We start from the raw sequence: 14387 nt of genomic DNA, 5'->3' as shown, positions 1-14387 counted from the left end.
GCGCCTCACGCCAGCCGGATCGCGGCCCACGACACGGCCGGCAGCTCGACCGTGAGCAGGTCGCCGTCGACCGTCGCGTCGGCCCCGCGCACGCCCACGCGCGTCTGATCGGCGAGCGTGTTGGCCGCATACAGGTCGTCGTCGTGCAGCAGGTGCGCCTCGGCGACCGAGACCTCGCGGTCGAGCTCGCGCACCAGCGGGGCCAGGTCGACGCGCAGGGTGGCCGCATCCGTCGTCGAACGGTTCACGACGAACAGCGACACGCCCTCGTCATCGACGGTGGCGACGGCGTTGAGGGTCGCCACGTCACCGAGCTTCGCCGAGACGAACGAGCCCGACGACACCGGCACGCGCACCGCGCGCCCGTGCGCGAGACGCGACGTGATCGAGAACGGGAAGAAGGTGGTCTGGCGCCACGCCGGTCCGCCGGGCTCGGTCATGATCGGCGCGATGACGTTGACGAGCTGGGCGAGCGAGGCCGAGCGCACCCGGTCGGCGTGCTGCAGTAGCGTGATCAGGAGATCGCCGAAGACGACGGCATCCAGGGCGTTGTACTGGTCTTCGAGCAGACGCGGGGCGACGGGCCAGCCCTTCTCCTCGGGCTTGTCGTTCTGGCCGCCCTGGTCGTCGTGCAGGTACCAGACGTTCCACTCGTCGAACGAGATCATGATGCGCTTGTCGCTCTTCTTCGTCGCCGCCACGGTGTCGGCGATGGCGACCACGGACTCGATGAAGCGTGCCATGTCGACGCCCGAGGCGAGGAACTCCTGCGCGTTGCCGTCATGCTCCTGGTAGTAGGAGTGGCACGAGATGAAGTCGACGTCGTCGAAGGTGTGCTCGAGCACCTGGCGCTCCCACGAGCCGAAGGTCGGCATGCCGCGGCCGGACGATCCGCACACCACGAGCTCGACGCCCGGGTCGACCATGCGCATGGCCTTGGCGGTGCGCATCGCGAGCTTGCCGTAGTCGTCGGCGCCCCGGTGACCGACCTGCCACGGGCCGTCCATCTCGTTGCCCAGGCACCACATCTTCACGCCGAACGGCGTCTCGCGCCCGTTCGCGGCGCGCTGGTCCGTCCACGTCGTCGGCGTGTCGACGTTGGCGTACTCGAGCAGGTCGAGGGCCTCCTGCGTGCCGCGCGTGCCGAGGTTGACGGCGAGCATCAGGTCGCTGCCGACGCGGTCGAGCCATGCCTGGAACTCGTGCAGGCCGACCTCGTTGGTCTCGGTGGAGTGCCATGCCAGGTCGAGCCGGCGCGGGCGCTCGTCCTTCGGGCCGACGCCGTCCTCCCACCGGTAGCCCGAGACGAAGTTGCCGCCGGGGTAGCGGATGGTCGAGACGCCGAGCTCCTTGACGAGCTCGACCACGTCGGTGCGGAAGCCCTCGTCGTCTGCCGCGGGGTGGCCGGGCTCGAAGATGCCGTCGTAGATGTGCCGCCCCAGGTGCTCGACGAACCCGCCGAACAGACGGCGGTCGATGTCGGCGATGTCGTGGTGCGGATCGAGGCGGGCGGTGGCGTCGGTCATCGGGGCTCCTGTGCGAGTCGGTCGGGTAGGGGTCAGAGCGGCAGGCGCTCGAACGTGAGCGAGATCTCGGCCGCGCGCGGGAAGAGGCGGTGCCGGGGCAGCACGCCCGGACCGCACGACGCCGTGCCGACGCCCGCCTGCGCGAGGTCGAGCGCGACGAAGGTGCGGTCCTCGTCGGGCAGCTCCCAGTCGTGCGCGGCAGCCGCGAGGGCGCGCCGGCTGTGCGGCGAGACGGTGAGCGCGAACGGCGCCGTGAGCGAGCGGATGCGCAGGGTGGCGTCCCGCAGGCGGATCGTCGCCTCGCTCACGTCGATGCGCGACCCGCTCTCCTGCGGACGCACGTGGCCGACGGTGAGTTCGCCGGCGGGGATGCGCCACCACCCGAACCGCGCGCCGGACCGGAGGTCGGGATAGCTCGGCACAGGACCGTAGCCGACGAGGTCGACGTCGCCCGGAGCGCCGGGCAGCTCGAAGTCGAGCCCGAGCCGGGCCCATTCGCCCGTCCAGCCCCCGTGCGGCTCGAGAGCGATGTCGAGGCGCACGGCGCCGTCCTCGAGCGCCGACCACGTCGCGGTCGCGTCGATCGCACTGTCGAAGATCGGGGTGCCGGTGCGGGTGCGCACGCGCACGGCGCCGCCGTCGGCGTCGATGCCCACGAGGCGCGTCACCATGCGGTCGATCGCGGCGTCGTGCCAGCGCTCGGCCATCGACGGCAGGTCGAGCTCCTCGAGGCCGTAGTCGCGGTCGTTGTCGGTCGGGGCGCGCCAGACGTCGACGGTCGGGCCGTCGAGCGCGAGTCCGCCGAGCGCGGTCACGCGTCCGGTGGCCGGGTCGAGTTCGAGCGGTCCGACGCCGCGATCGGATGCCGTCGCGTCGGCCGGCGCGGCGGCCGGGCGCGCGCGGCGCACGACATCCTGCCCGCTGCCGACCTCGTGTCCGGCCGTCGCCCAGGGGCTGTCGCCGGCGGTGGCCGCGGTCACGGTGACGACGTCCGCTACGGCGTGCGGGCGCGGTGCGCGAGCGGACTCGGGCAGCTCCACGTCGACCGTGGAGCGGGCCGGGCACGACGGGAGGGTGAGGATGCCGGCATCCACCCGCTCGCCGTCGACGACGCGCTCCCACGACAGCGCGACGTGGCCGAGGCTGAGCGTGTCGTAACGGTTGGAGATGGTGACGCGACGGCGGTCGGCGGCCACGGTCACCACGACGGGCGCGATGACGGCCGCGTAGTGGATGAGGCCCGGGCGCGGGCGGCGGTCGGCGTCGACGAGGCCGTCCATGACGAAGTTGCCGTCGTGCACGGCTTCGCCGAAGTCGCCCCCGTACAGCATGCGGCGGCGGCCCGTGCCGTCGTCGGGAGCGACGATGCCGTGTTCGATCCACTCCCACACGAAGCCGCCGGCGAGCCGCGGATACTGCTCGAACAGGTCCCAGTACTCCTGCATGCCGCCGGGGCCGGTTCCCATCGCGTGGGCGAATTCGCACTGGATCACCGGCAGCGACAGGCGGTGCAGCTCGTCGGCCGTCGCCCGGACGGGCGCGGGCTGAAGGCGCTCCTCGCCGAGCTCGCGGATCCGGTCGTGCGGCGCGTACATGAGCGAGTACACGTCGACGTAGCGGCTCGCGGGGTCGCCCTCGTAGTGCACGAGGCGCGTCGGGTCGAACTGCTTGGTCCAGCGGGCCATCGCCTCGAGGTTCGCGCCGCGGTACGACTCGTTGCCGAGCGACCACAGGATGACGGCGGCGTGGTTCTTGTCGCGGTGGACGGTGCGTCGCATGCGGTCGAGATACGCCTCGCGCCAGGCCGGTTCGTCGCTGGGCACGCCGCGCCATCCGACGCGGTCGAAGCCGTGCGCCTCGAGGTCGCACTCCAGGATGACCCAGAAGCCGAGCTCGTCGAACAGGTCGAGGACGTCGGGGTGGGGCGGGTAGTGCGACGTGCGGATCGCGTTGATGTGGTGGCGCTTCATGAGCAGCAGCTCTTCGCGGACGACCTCGGCGTCGAAGACGCGCCCGCGCTCGGGGTGGTGCTCGTGGCGGTTGACGCCGCGGAACATGATCGGCGCGCCGTTGACGAGCAGCTGCGCATCGACGACCTCGACGCGACGGAAGCCGACGCGCAGACGTACGGTCTCGGCGGCGGTGCGCACCTCGACGTCGTACAGGCGTGGGCGCTCGGCGCTCCACGGCTCGATGCCGTCGAGGCGCAGCGCGGTGCCGGCGGCGGCATCGACGCCGAGCTCGGGGATCACGATGCGGGCGGGACGGTCGCCGTCGACCTCGACAGCCGCCTCGAGCAGACCGGCGCCGGTCGCCGGGTCGTAGTCGGCGCGCACGAAGACGTCGTCGATCCCGCCGTCAGGGCGCGCGAGCAGCGTGACGCTGCGGAACACCCCAGGGAGCCACCACATGTCCTGGTTCTCGACGTAGGTGGCGTCGCTGAACTGGGCGACCCGCACCGCGAGGCGGTTCACACCCGCCGTGAGCACCGCCGAGACGTCGAACTCGTGCGTCAGCCGGCTGCCGCGCGTCGTGCCCAGCAGCGTGTCGTTGAGCCAGACCTCGGCGGCGGACTCGATGCCGTCGAACCGCAGCAGTCGGCGACGGTGGGCGAGCACGCCGTCGGACGGCACGAACTCGAACCGGTGGTCGCCGATCGGGTTCGCGTCCGGCGGGTACGGCGGATCGAGCGGGAACGGCATCTGCACGTTCGAGTAGGCGGGCGATCCGTACCCCTGCAGGTTCCAGTGGCCCGGCACCTCGACCTCGCCCCAGCCCTCGGCGTCCTCGGTGCGCCAGTGCGCCGGCGCGCTGCGCAGCGACGGTGAGACGCGGAACCGCCAGCGCCCGTCGAGCGACTGCTGCGGGGCGTCCGAGCGGAGCCGGGCGCGAGGGGCGACGGCGCCCGTTCCGGGCGCGGGGGTGGCGATGTCCACGGGGATTCCTCGTCGAATCGGAGAATGGATGCCGCCGCACGTGTCCATGCGGCGGCATCCATGGGAGAACCTCAGCCGAGCACGCTGTCGGCTTCGGAGAAGAACTGCGACACAGCGTCGTCCACGGTGAGCGTACCGAGTCCCAGCTCCTTGCCGAGGTCCCAGAACTTCTGCTCGAGCGAGCCGTACCCGGCGACGGGGACGGGCGGCGCGTCGCCGATGCGGTCGGCCTGCGAGTCGATGTAGTCGGCGACCTGCTTGTCGACGCCCTCGAGCGTGGTGCCCGCGAGCTTCGACGACGACGCCGGATAGCCGAGCGTGGTGCCGAAGATCTCGCCGGCTTCGGCGCTGTTGACGACGAAGTCCAGGAACAGCGCGGACGCCTCGGGGTGCTCGGTGTTCGCCGAGATCGCGACCTGCAGGCCCGCCTGGCGGTAGAGGTCCTTGGCGCCCTTCTTGGCGATCGGCGGCGCGATCATCGAGATCGACGAGGCGCCGGAGTCGGCGAGGTAGCCGCCGAGGAAGTTGCTCCAGCTCATCTCGCTCGCGGTGGCGCCGGCGCCGAACCCGGACTTGGGCGAGAGCTCCTCGAGCTTCTGCTGGGGGATCACGACGCCGTCGCGGATGCCGTCGCCGGACTCCCAGAAGTCGCGCAGCTCGTCCTCGGTGAAGCCGAGCTCGCCGTCGCCGGTGTACAGGTTCTCGCCGTTCGCGCGCAGCACGAGCTCGAAGCTCTGGATGCGCTGCGTGTAGTCGGTGCCGCCGTAGGGGTTGCCTCCGGTCGCGTCGGTGACCGACGCCATCCAGTCGTCGAAGTCGGCGGCGCTCGTGCCGCCCTCGGGGGCGTCGATGCCGGAGGCAGCCAGCAGATCGTCGTTGACGAAGTTCGCCCACAGGCTGTAGCCGGTCGGGAGCGAGTACTGCACGCCGTCGAGCGCGCCGGTGCCCAGGAGCGAGTCCTCGAAGGTCGTGGTGTCGATGTAGTCCGACACCGTGTCGAGGTCGAGCAGGTTGCTGGACTGGGCGTACTGGCGCAGGTAGCTGTCGGAGAACTGGAACACGTCGGGCAGGTTGCCGCCGGCCGCCTCGGTCTGGCGCTTCTCCCAGAAGCTCGGGTAATCGCTGAACGACGGGTTCACCGTGATGTTCGGGTACTCCTCGTTGAACGCCGCGATGAGGTCGTTGTACCGCGAGGCGCGGTCGTCATTCCCCCAGAACGCGAAGTCGATGGTGACCTTCTCGTCGGGGTCGAAGGGCTTCCCGGTGTCGGCGGCGTCGCCCGAGCCGGCGCAGCCGGCGAGGACGAGGGCGGCGCTCGCGGTCAGGGCGCTGACGGCGAGCAGGGTGCGGCGTGACGGCATGGATGTCTCCGGTCTCGGTGGTGGGGGAAGAGTTCAGGGGGCGACGGCCGTGCGGCGCGTCGCGTCGGCGGGGGCGGCCGATGCCTCGGCCCGTTCGGGCGACATCACGAACGCGACGCCCTGGGGTTCGAGGACGACGAGCGCTGTGTCGACGCCGGTCTCGGCATCCGTCCCGTCGATCGCGATCTCGACGCGGGCGTCGCCGTGGTTGATGAGCGTGACGAGGTCGCCGCGGCGCGCGGCCTCGACGCCGGCGGGCAGCCCTGCGACCACCGGGCGGACGCCGGATGCCGCCACCACCGCGTCGACGACGGCACCGAGTCCGGTGCCTGCGGGCTGCGTCGCGACGTACCAGGCCTCTCCGTCGCCGAAGGCGTGGCGCGTGAGCGCGGGGGACCCGGCTCGCGCGCCGGTGCGAAACGCCGAGACGACGGTCGCGCTGGTCGCGTGCACGGACTCGGCGACCAGGCGGCCGAGGTGGGCGACGCCGTCGAGGGCGAACTCCGCCGTGCCGGCCGCCGCGGCGGCCCGGGCGGCCTGCACGGCCTGTCCGTTGAGCGCGCCGACTCCGCTGGCGCCGGCGGACGTCCCGGCCAGCGCGCCGAAGTCCTCGAACCGCAGCCCGAGCACGTCTGCGAGCTGGGTGAGGAACCCGCCGTCGCGGAACTGGTCGTGTCCGTCGACGATGTCGGTGAAAGGCCCGGTGAGCAGCGTGCCGCCGCCCCGGACGAACGCGGTGAGCGCCGTGGCGCCCTCGTCGCGCAGCAGGTACAGCGTGGGCGCCACGACGACGTCGTAGCCGAGGCCCGCCTCTTCGGGGGCGATGACGTCGACCTGGATGCCCCGCTCGTGGAACGCGCCGTACCAGTCCAGCACGAGGGCGAGGTAGTCGATCTCGGTGGGGTGGTCGCGCTCTTCGACCGCCCACCAGTTCTCCCAGTCGAACACGAGCCCGACGTGCGCGTCCCGCCCGGGCGCGGGGAGGGCCGGCAGCGCCTTCAGGCGCGCGCCCAGCTCGGTGACGGCGTCCCACGTGCGGGTCTCTGTGCCGGCGTGGGGAAGCATCGCGGAGTGGAACTTCTCGCTGCCGGCGCGCGACTGCCGCCACTGGAAGAACATGATCCCGTCGGCGCCGCGCGCCACGGACTGCGCCGTCTCGGCCATGAGCGCCCCGGGGCGCTTGCCGGGGTTCGCGGGACGCCAGTTGACCGCATCGGTGGCCTGCTCCCACAGCAGCCACGGCGTGTCCGGCTTCAGTGAGCGGATGAGGTCGCGCTGGAACGCGGCATCCCTCACCCGGTGCGGGTTCGCCGGATCGGGGTAGCAGTCGTCGGCGATCACGTCCATGAACGGCGCCCACCGGCGGTAGTCCGCGGGCTTGAACGGCCCCATGAAGTTCGTCGTGATCGGCTGCGAGGCGCCGGCCTCGAGCAGGATCGCCCGCTCCATGAGGTAGCACTCCAGCAGCATGTCGCTCGTGAAGCGGCGCCAGTCGAGCATCGACGACGGGTTGTGGCTGTAGGGGGCGAGGCGCGGCGGGAAGATCTCGTCGAACGCGCCGTAGCGCTGCGACCAGAAGCTCGTGCCCCACGCGTCGTTGAGGGCGTCGATCGTCGCATAGCGACCCTCCAGCCACCCGCGGTACGCGTCGCGGGCGGCGTCGGAGAAGTCCATCCACAGGTGGCAGCCGAACTCGTTCCCGACGTGCCACATCACCACGGCGGGATGGTGGGCGTAGCGCTCGGCCAGGCGCCGCACCAGCTCGCCGGCCAGGCGCCGGTAGGTCGGCGAGGACGGCGCGAAGTGCTGGCGGCTGCCCGGCCAGTACGATGCGCCCGACTCGTCGGCCGGCAGCGTCTCGGGATACGTCGCGCTCACCCACGGCGGCGGAGACGCGGTCGCCGTCGCGAGGTTCACCGCGATGCCGCCCGCGTGCAGCTTGCCGATCACCGTGTCGAGCCACTCGAAGTCCCACGTGTCCTCGGCGGGCTGGATGCGCGACCACGCGAAGATGCCGAGGCTCACGATGTTGACGCCGGCCTCCTGCATGAGGCGGACGTCCTCGTCCCACACCTCCTCGGGCCACTGGTCGGGGTTGTAATCGGCGCCGTACAGCACGTCGAGCAGCTCCTTCGATGGATTCGGAAGGCGGAGAACGGGGGAGGGATGCCGCGTCAGCGGCGGGTGCGGCGAGCCGGGATGGCGACGACCGCGAGCGCCGAGCAGCCGAGGCCGGCGATGATGAGCGGCGCCAGCATCCACGTGACGACGCCCGTGAGCACGGCCGCGACCGCGAAGTACACGGCGCCCAGCGGATCGCCCGCGATGACCGACGGGATGCCGCGGACCGCCGGACGCCAGCCGGCCTCCGGCGTCCACGCGCCGGCCGCTGCCAGCAGCGCCACGGCGCCGACGGCGAGCCCCGCCCAGCCGACGATCCCGATGATCGGCCCGCCGGGCAGTGCGCCGCTGCCGGCGAGCACGATGTCGAGCGCCAGCACGACCGCGATGACCACGGCCGCGACGCCGACGACCAGTCCGCCCGGCAGCGCCTTGCGCCAGTCGGCCCAGAACGCGCGCGTGTGAGACTGCTCGGCGTTCACGTACCGGCGCAGGTGACGGATGCCGGCGGCCAGCGCCGCCGGCAGCGTCAGGACCAGCAGACCGCCGACGGTGATCAGCAGACCGGTCAGCAGCACCTCGCCGAACAGCGCGAACGCGCCCTTCGCGCCCGGGTAGCGGGCGGGCTCACGCTCTTCGAGCGTCGGCCCGCTTCCCGAGGCGTCGGCTCGGCGTGCGGCGCGCAGGTGACGGCGGTCCATGGCTGCCTCAGCCCTTCAGGCCCTGCGTGGCGACGCCGTCGACGAGGAACCGCTGGAACACGATGAAGAACAGCAGCACCGGGACGAGGGCGACGAAGGACGCCGTGACGGTGGCGCCGTAGTCGGCACCGCCCGAGGACGCGTCGTTGTACAGGCGCAGCGCGATCGGCAGCGGGTAGTTCTCGGGGCTCGTGAGGTACAGCAGGGGTCCGAGGAAGTCGTTCCACTCCCAGATGAACGCGAAGATCGCGCACGTGATCAGCGCGGGCTTGATCAGCGGCAGGATGATCGACCAGAAGATCCGGAAGTGGCCGGCACCGTCGATGCGCGCGGCCTCGTCCATGTCGCGCGGCATCTGCCGCATGAACTGGACCAGCAGGAACACGAAGAACGCGCCGGTGGCGAGGAACTTGGGCAGGATCAGCGGGATGTACGTGTCGACCCAGCCGAGCTGGTTGAAGATGATGTACTGCGGGATGATCACGACGTGGAACGGCAGCAGCAGCGTGCCGATCATCGCGGCGAAGAAGATCCCGAGGCCCTTGAACTGCACCCGGGCGAACGCGTACGCGGCGAGGGCCGACGACAGCAGCGTGCCGACGACGGCGGCCACCGACAGGATCAGCGAGTTCAGGAAGAACCGCCACATCGGCACGCCGGCGATGCCCTCCATCACCTTGGCGTAGTTGCCGAAGTACCAGTTCTCGGGCAGCAGGCCGGTGTTCTGCCCGAACTCGGAGTTCGGCTTGAACGTCGACAGGAACAGCCACACGAGCGGATAGAGCACGACCGCCGTGATGGCGAGCAGGACGACCAGCCAGATGACCGTCTGCCACGTCTTGCGCTTCACGCGGCGCCGGGGCGCGGACGGCGTCGCCGGCATCATCTCCTGCTCGATGGTCTCCATCGTGCCGTCGGTGAAGGATGCGGAGGTCATCGGTCGTCTCCTGCGTAGTGAACCCACGATTTCTGGGTGCGGAAAAGGATGAAGGCGATGATGGCGACCACGATGAGGAGGACCCACGCGATCGCGGCCGCATAGCCCATCTGCCCGTCGGAGAAGCCGCGCTTGTAGAGGTAGACCGTGATGAAGTTGGTCATGCCCGCGGGGCCGCCGGTGCCGTTGGAGATGATGTACGCCGAGGTGAACACCTGGAAGGCGCCGATGAGGCCCAGCAGCAGGTTGAAGAAGATCACCGGCGAGAGCATCGGGATCGTGACGGCACGGAAGCGCCGCCAGGCGCCCGCCCCGTCCATCTCGGCCGCCTCGTACAGCTCCTTGGGGATCTGCTTGAGGCCGGCGAGGAAGATGACCATGGTCGAGCCGAACTGCCACACGTGCAGGAGGATCATCATCGGCAGGATCATCGCCGGGTTGCCGATCCAGCCGCCGATGTCGATGCCGAAGAACGACAGCGAGTTGTCGACCGGCCCGTCGGTCGAGAACATGGCGCGCCACACGATGGCGACCGACACCGAACCGCCGATGAGCGAGGGCGCGTAGAACGCCGAGCGGAAGAAGCCGGCGCCCTGGTCGCGGAAGTTCAGCAGCATCGCCACGGCGAGGGCCGCGGCCATCGTGATCGGGGTGCCGATGAACACGTACACGAGCGTGATCTGCGCCGACTGGATGAACACCGGGTCATCGGTGAACATCCGGATGTAGTTGTCCAGCCCGATCCACTTCGGCGGCTGGAAGATGTTGTACCGCGTGAACGACAGGTACAGCGAGTACACCATCGGGATGGCGGTCAGGCCGAAGAAGCCGATCAGCCACGGGCTGAGGAACGCGTAGCCCGCCACGGTCTCGCGACGCGAGCGCGAACGCTGCCCGGGACGCTGGAAGGTGTTCTCGGGGCGGACGGTGCGCCGCAACGAGCGCTTGGCGGGGCGATCGGTGACGATGACTCTCGTCGCTGTCGTGCTCACCTCGGCTCCTTTCTGTGACTGACGGCTGCGTCAGTTCGGGTGGGTCGGGTGCCGCGGGGCCGGTGCGTACCGGCCCCGCGGCAAGGGTGTCACTGGTTGACGACCTGGTCCATCTCGGAGAAGAACTGCGAGACGGCGTCATCGATCGTGAGGGTGCCGTAGCCGAGCTCCTGGCCGATCTCGAGGAACTTCTGCTCGAGCGTGCCGTAGCCGTTGATCGGGACGGGCGGGGCGTCGCCCAGGCGGTCCGTGATCGAGGCCTCGTAGTCCTTGATCTGCTGGGCGATCGGGTCGAGGTTCGCTGCCTCCAGCGCCGTCTCGGAGGCCGGGAGGCCGCGGTTGGTGCCGAAGATCTCACCGGACTCGGGCGAGTTGATGAGGAAGTTCACCAGCGTCGCGGCAGCCTCGGGGTGCTTGGTCTTGGCCGAGACGGCCTCGAGCATCGAGGGCTTCAGGTAGAGGTCCTTCGCGCCTTCCTTGGTGACCGGCGGGGCGGTGAGGTTCAGCTCGGTGTAGCCCTCGCCGAGGTTCGCCAGGTATCCGGCGCCGAAGTTGTCCCACGTCAGCTCGGACGCCGTCTTGCCGGCGTCGAAGCCCGAGAGCGGCTTGATCTCTTCCAGCGTCTGCTGGGGGATGCCGATGCCGTCGCGGATCGCGTCGCCCTGCTCCCAGAACGCCTTGAGGTCCTTCTCGGTGAAGTTCGGCTCGCCGTCCTCGGTGAACAGGTCCTCGCCCTTCGCGCGCTGCTGGACCTCGAAGTTCTGGATGCGCCCGGTGAAGTCCGTGCCGCCGTAGATGGAGCCGGCACCGGCATCGGTGACCTCGCTCATCCAGTCGGTGTAGTCCTCCCAGCTGCCGCCGGCGAAGTCCTCCACGCCGACGCTCTCGAGGAGCTTCGGGTTGGAGAACAGGCCCCACGCGTTGGTCGAGGTCGGGATCGCCGTCGTCTGGTCGTTCACGACGCCGATGCTGAGGATGTTCTCGGGCAGCGGGTCGGTCTCGATGATGTTGCCGAGGTACGGGTTGAGGTCGAGCAGCAGCCCGTTCTCGGAGTACTGGCGCAGGTACGAGTAGTCGAACTGCATGACGTCGGGCAGGCCGCCGCCGGCAGCCTCGGTCTGGCGCTTCTCCCAGTACGAGGGGAAGTCCAGGAACGAGGTGTTGACCGTGATGTTCGGGTACTGCTCCTCGAACGCGTCGATGACCTGGTTGTACAGGTCGGCACGGACGTCGTTGCCCCAGAACGACATGTTCAGGGTGACCTTCTCGTCGGGGTCCAGGGTGGGGTTCGCGTCGGGGCTGTCGCCACCGCTGCCTCCGGCGCAGCCGGCCAGAACCAGCGCGGCGCCTGCCGCGACCGCGGCGGCGGTGAATGCACGCTTCTTGCTGAACATCCTTGTCCTCTCTTGAACGTCTGTGTCCGTCTATCCGCGCAGACGTTCCGTTGTCTGTGTGTGCGGGGTGGGCGCATCCCTCGGTGCGGGTCAGCGATGCTGGAAAGCGCTTGCCCGCAACGGTACCCCGTCCAAAAACGTTTCGCAAGATGTGAGCATGAGAAATTAGAACGATTCAGTAACGGGATGCCGGCACGACTGTGCCCGGTCCCAGTCTGCCGCAGGTCGTGAGGGCGGAGGACGGGGTCCTCAGCGCTGCGCGGTGAGTTCGCCGTCCACCACGTGCAGGCGTGCGACATGGACGGCGCTGCGGCGGTGGGTGCGCTCGTCGGCGTCGGCGAGCTCGCTGCCGTCCCACCACGGGTGCGTGAAGTAGTACAGCCGCGCCTCGTCGCCGGTCACGACGACCGACCCGTGGCGTCCGATCTGGATGCCGCCGGCGGGGTCGCCGCCCTCGCCGAGGATGACGGCATCCGTCCCTCCCTGGCGCTGCCACGAGACGGCGTCGCTGCTGCGGTGAACGGCCATGCCGCGCCACTCGTCGGTGAGCAGCCACCAGTGACCGCCGAGCTCGAACGCGAACGGACCCTCGTGCGGGCGCCCGCCGATCGCCGTGCCCTCCGCGTGCCAGGTGTCGAGGTCGTCCGAGACGGCGACGGCGGTCGTCGAGTCGGCCGCCTCGTCCTTGTACCAGACCCGCCAGCGTCCGTCGGGGCAGCGTGCCACGGCGGCGTCGATCACGCGGTCGCTCGCGAGCGTCAGCGGTCCGCGCCGCGTCCAGGTGCGCAGGTCGTCCGACGCGTACTCGACGATGCGTCGCTGATGGCCCGGCCACTGCGTCGGCACGCCGTCGATCTCGGTGAGGTACATGCGCCACCGGATGCCGTCGTGGATCACCTCGGGCGCCCAGTGGGTCTCATCCACCTCCGCGGGAGGCGGGCCGGGCCGCAGCATGAGGCCGCCGGTCTCCGGTTCGAGCGTGCCGGCGTAGGTCCACCGCAGGCCGTCGTCGCTGCGCGCGACGCCGATGCGCGAGCCGTGAACCCACGCGACGCCCGGACCGGGGTCGGGATGGGTCGCCCGGCGCTGCGTGTAGAAGAGGAACCACCCGTCCGGCGATTCCACGACCGTGGGGTCGGTGGCGCCGTCGTACACGGGGTCGCGGTAGAGCTCGCGCGGCGCCGGGGCGTCCGGGTCGATGCCCGTGGCGACCGGGCTCATCGGCCGGGTCGCAGGTCGATGACGGTGCTCGCGAAGCTCGTGCGGTGCGTCGGGTGCACCGCGAGGTCGGCCGGTGTGACGACCGCGCCGTCGGCGTCGGCCGAGGCGTAGACCGCCGCGACGATCCCGATCGACCGGGCGGGGGAGTCCGCCACCGGCGGCAGCGGCGATCCGCTGCGCAGCGCGTCGAACACCTCTCGCAGCAGCGGCTCGTGCCCGCTGGGCTCCTCGGTCTCGGGCAGCGCCCACGACGCGGCCTCGGCCGGATCGACGTGCGCCGCGGGCGTGATCCGCCAGTTCTTGTGGCCGTGCCCGTACAGGTGGTCGACGGTGATGGTGGCCTTCTCGGTGTCGATGCGCACGGTGCTGACCTCGCGCGGCGACAGCGTGCTCGACACCATCTGCGCCACGACCCCGCCCTCGAACACGATCGTGGCGGTCGACACGTCCTCGGTCTGGGTCTCGCGGTCGAGGCGCCAGAGGCGTCCCTCGACGCGCGTCCAGTCGCCGAGCAGGTATGCCAGCAGGTCGATCTGGTGGATCGCGTGCCCGAGGGTCGTGCCGCCGCCCTCGGTCTCCCACTTGCCGCGCCACGGCACGGCGAAGTAGTCCGCGCCGCGGTACCAGAGGGTCTGGCACTGGGCGACGAGCGGCCGCCCGAGCGCCCCCGCGTCGAGCAGGTGCTTGACGTGCGCCGCGGCGGTGCCGGTGCGCTGCTGGAACACGACGGCGAGCTCGCGCCCCGCCGCCGCGGCGGCCTCGGTCATCTGCTGCAGCTCGTCCAGCGACGGCGCCGGCGGCTTCTCGACGATGACATGGGCGCCGGCGGCGAAGGCGGCCAGCGTCTGGACGGGATGTGCGCCGGGCGGAGTGCAGATGAGCACGACGTCGGGGTGCTCGGCGGCCAGCAGGGCGTCGAGGTCGTCGTAGACGGCGGGCACGCCATGGCGTTCGGCGAACGCGTCGGCGGAGGCGCGCGACAGGTCGGTCGCCGCCACGAGCTCGGCGTGCGGGTACGCGGCGACCGCCTCCGCGTGCAGCCGGGCGATCGCGCCGGTGCCGACGATGGCGCAGCGGAGGGTGTCGGTCACGGGTGCTCCCTGTGCGGGTCGGGGTGTGGAGAGTGGATGCCGGGCGCCCGGCATCCACTTCTCCCAGGGTAGGCGCTGGCGACGGAAAGCGCTATCCCACCCCGCGC

General features: G+C 70.8%; 10 protein-coding genes. All 10 read right to left on the bottom strand.

Annotated elements, in window-relative coordinates; genetic code table 11:
- Positions 1 to 5 precede the first annotated feature (5 nt).
- Positions 6 to 1526, bottom strand: coding sequence for an arabinosylfuranosidase ArfA (gene arfA, locus FB391_RS13475; RefSeq protein WP_141895107.1), 1521 nt, complete (start codon positions 1524 to 1526; stop codon positions 6 to 8).
- Positions 1527 to 1558: 32 nt separating this feature from the next.
- A complete protein-coding gene (locus tag FB391_RS13470) occupies positions 1559 to 4462 on the bottom strand; it encodes a glycoside hydrolase family 2 TIM barrel-domain containing protein (RefSeq protein ID WP_246093510.1) in 2904 nt (967 codons plus the stop codon).
- A gap of 71 nt (positions 4463 to 4533) precedes the next feature.
- Positions 4534 to 5823, bottom strand: a complete 1290-nt coding sequence (locus tag FB391_RS13465) for an ABC transporter substrate-binding protein (RefSeq protein WP_141895103.1) — start codon at positions 5821 to 5823, stop codon at positions 4534 to 4536.
- Between the two features lie 33 nt (positions 5824 to 5856).
- Positions 5857 to 7941 (bottom strand): beta-galactosidase, encoded by a 2085-nt coding sequence (locus FB391_RS13460; RefSeq protein ID WP_141895100.1) that lies wholly within the window; start codon positions 7939 to 7941, stop codon positions 5857 to 5859.
- Positions 7942 to 7997: 56 nt separating this feature from the next.
- Positions 7998 to 8645 carry a DUF624 domain-containing protein gene (locus tag FB391_RS13455; protein WP_141895098.1) on the bottom strand — a complete coding sequence of 216 codons (648 nt, stop codon included), beginning with the start codon at positions 8643 to 8645 and terminating at the stop codon, positions 7998 to 8000.
- Between the two features lie 7 nt (positions 8646 to 8652).
- The gene (locus tag FB391_RS13450; RefSeq protein ID WP_425462958.1) at positions 8653 to 9552 is read right to left on the bottom strand and encodes a carbohydrate ABC transporter permease; all 900 of its coding nucleotides are present in this window, start codon (positions 9550 to 9552) and stop codon (positions 8653 to 8655) included.
- A 26-nt stretch (positions 9553 to 9578) separates the two neighbouring features.
- Positions 9579 to 10574 (bottom strand): carbohydrate ABC transporter permease, encoded by a 996-nt coding sequence (locus tag FB391_RS13445; protein WP_141895094.1) that lies wholly within the window; start codon positions 10572 to 10574, stop codon positions 9579 to 9581.
- Positions 10575 to 10663: 89 nt separating this feature from the next.
- Positions 10664 to 11968, bottom strand: coding sequence for an ABC transporter substrate-binding protein (locus FB391_RS13440; RefSeq protein ID WP_141895092.1), 1305 nt, complete (start codon positions 11966 to 11968; stop codon positions 10664 to 10666).
- 249 nt (positions 11969 to 12217) lie between these two features.
- Complete coding sequence (locus FB391_RS13435) at positions 12218 to 13189, bottom strand: family 43 glycosylhydrolase (protein WP_141895090.1); 972 nt, start codon at positions 13187 to 13189, stop codon at positions 12218 to 12220.
- A complete protein-coding gene (locus FB391_RS13430) occupies positions 13186 to 14280 on the bottom strand; it encodes a Gfo/Idh/MocA family protein (protein ID WP_141895088.1) in 1095 nt (364 codons plus the stop codon). Before FB391_RS13430 ends, FB391_RS13435 begins: the two co-directional genes overlap by 4 nt.
- Between the last annotated feature and the right edge of the window lie 107 nt (positions 14281 to 14387).

The sequence above is a fragment of the Microbacterium kyungheense genome, assembly GCF_006783905.1.
GTDB lineage: Bacteria > Actinomycetota > Actinomycetes > Actinomycetales > Microbacteriaceae > Microbacterium > Microbacterium kyungheense.
Note: the sequence above shows the minus strand (reverse complement) of the source record. Positions and strands in the feature narration are given on the sequence as shown.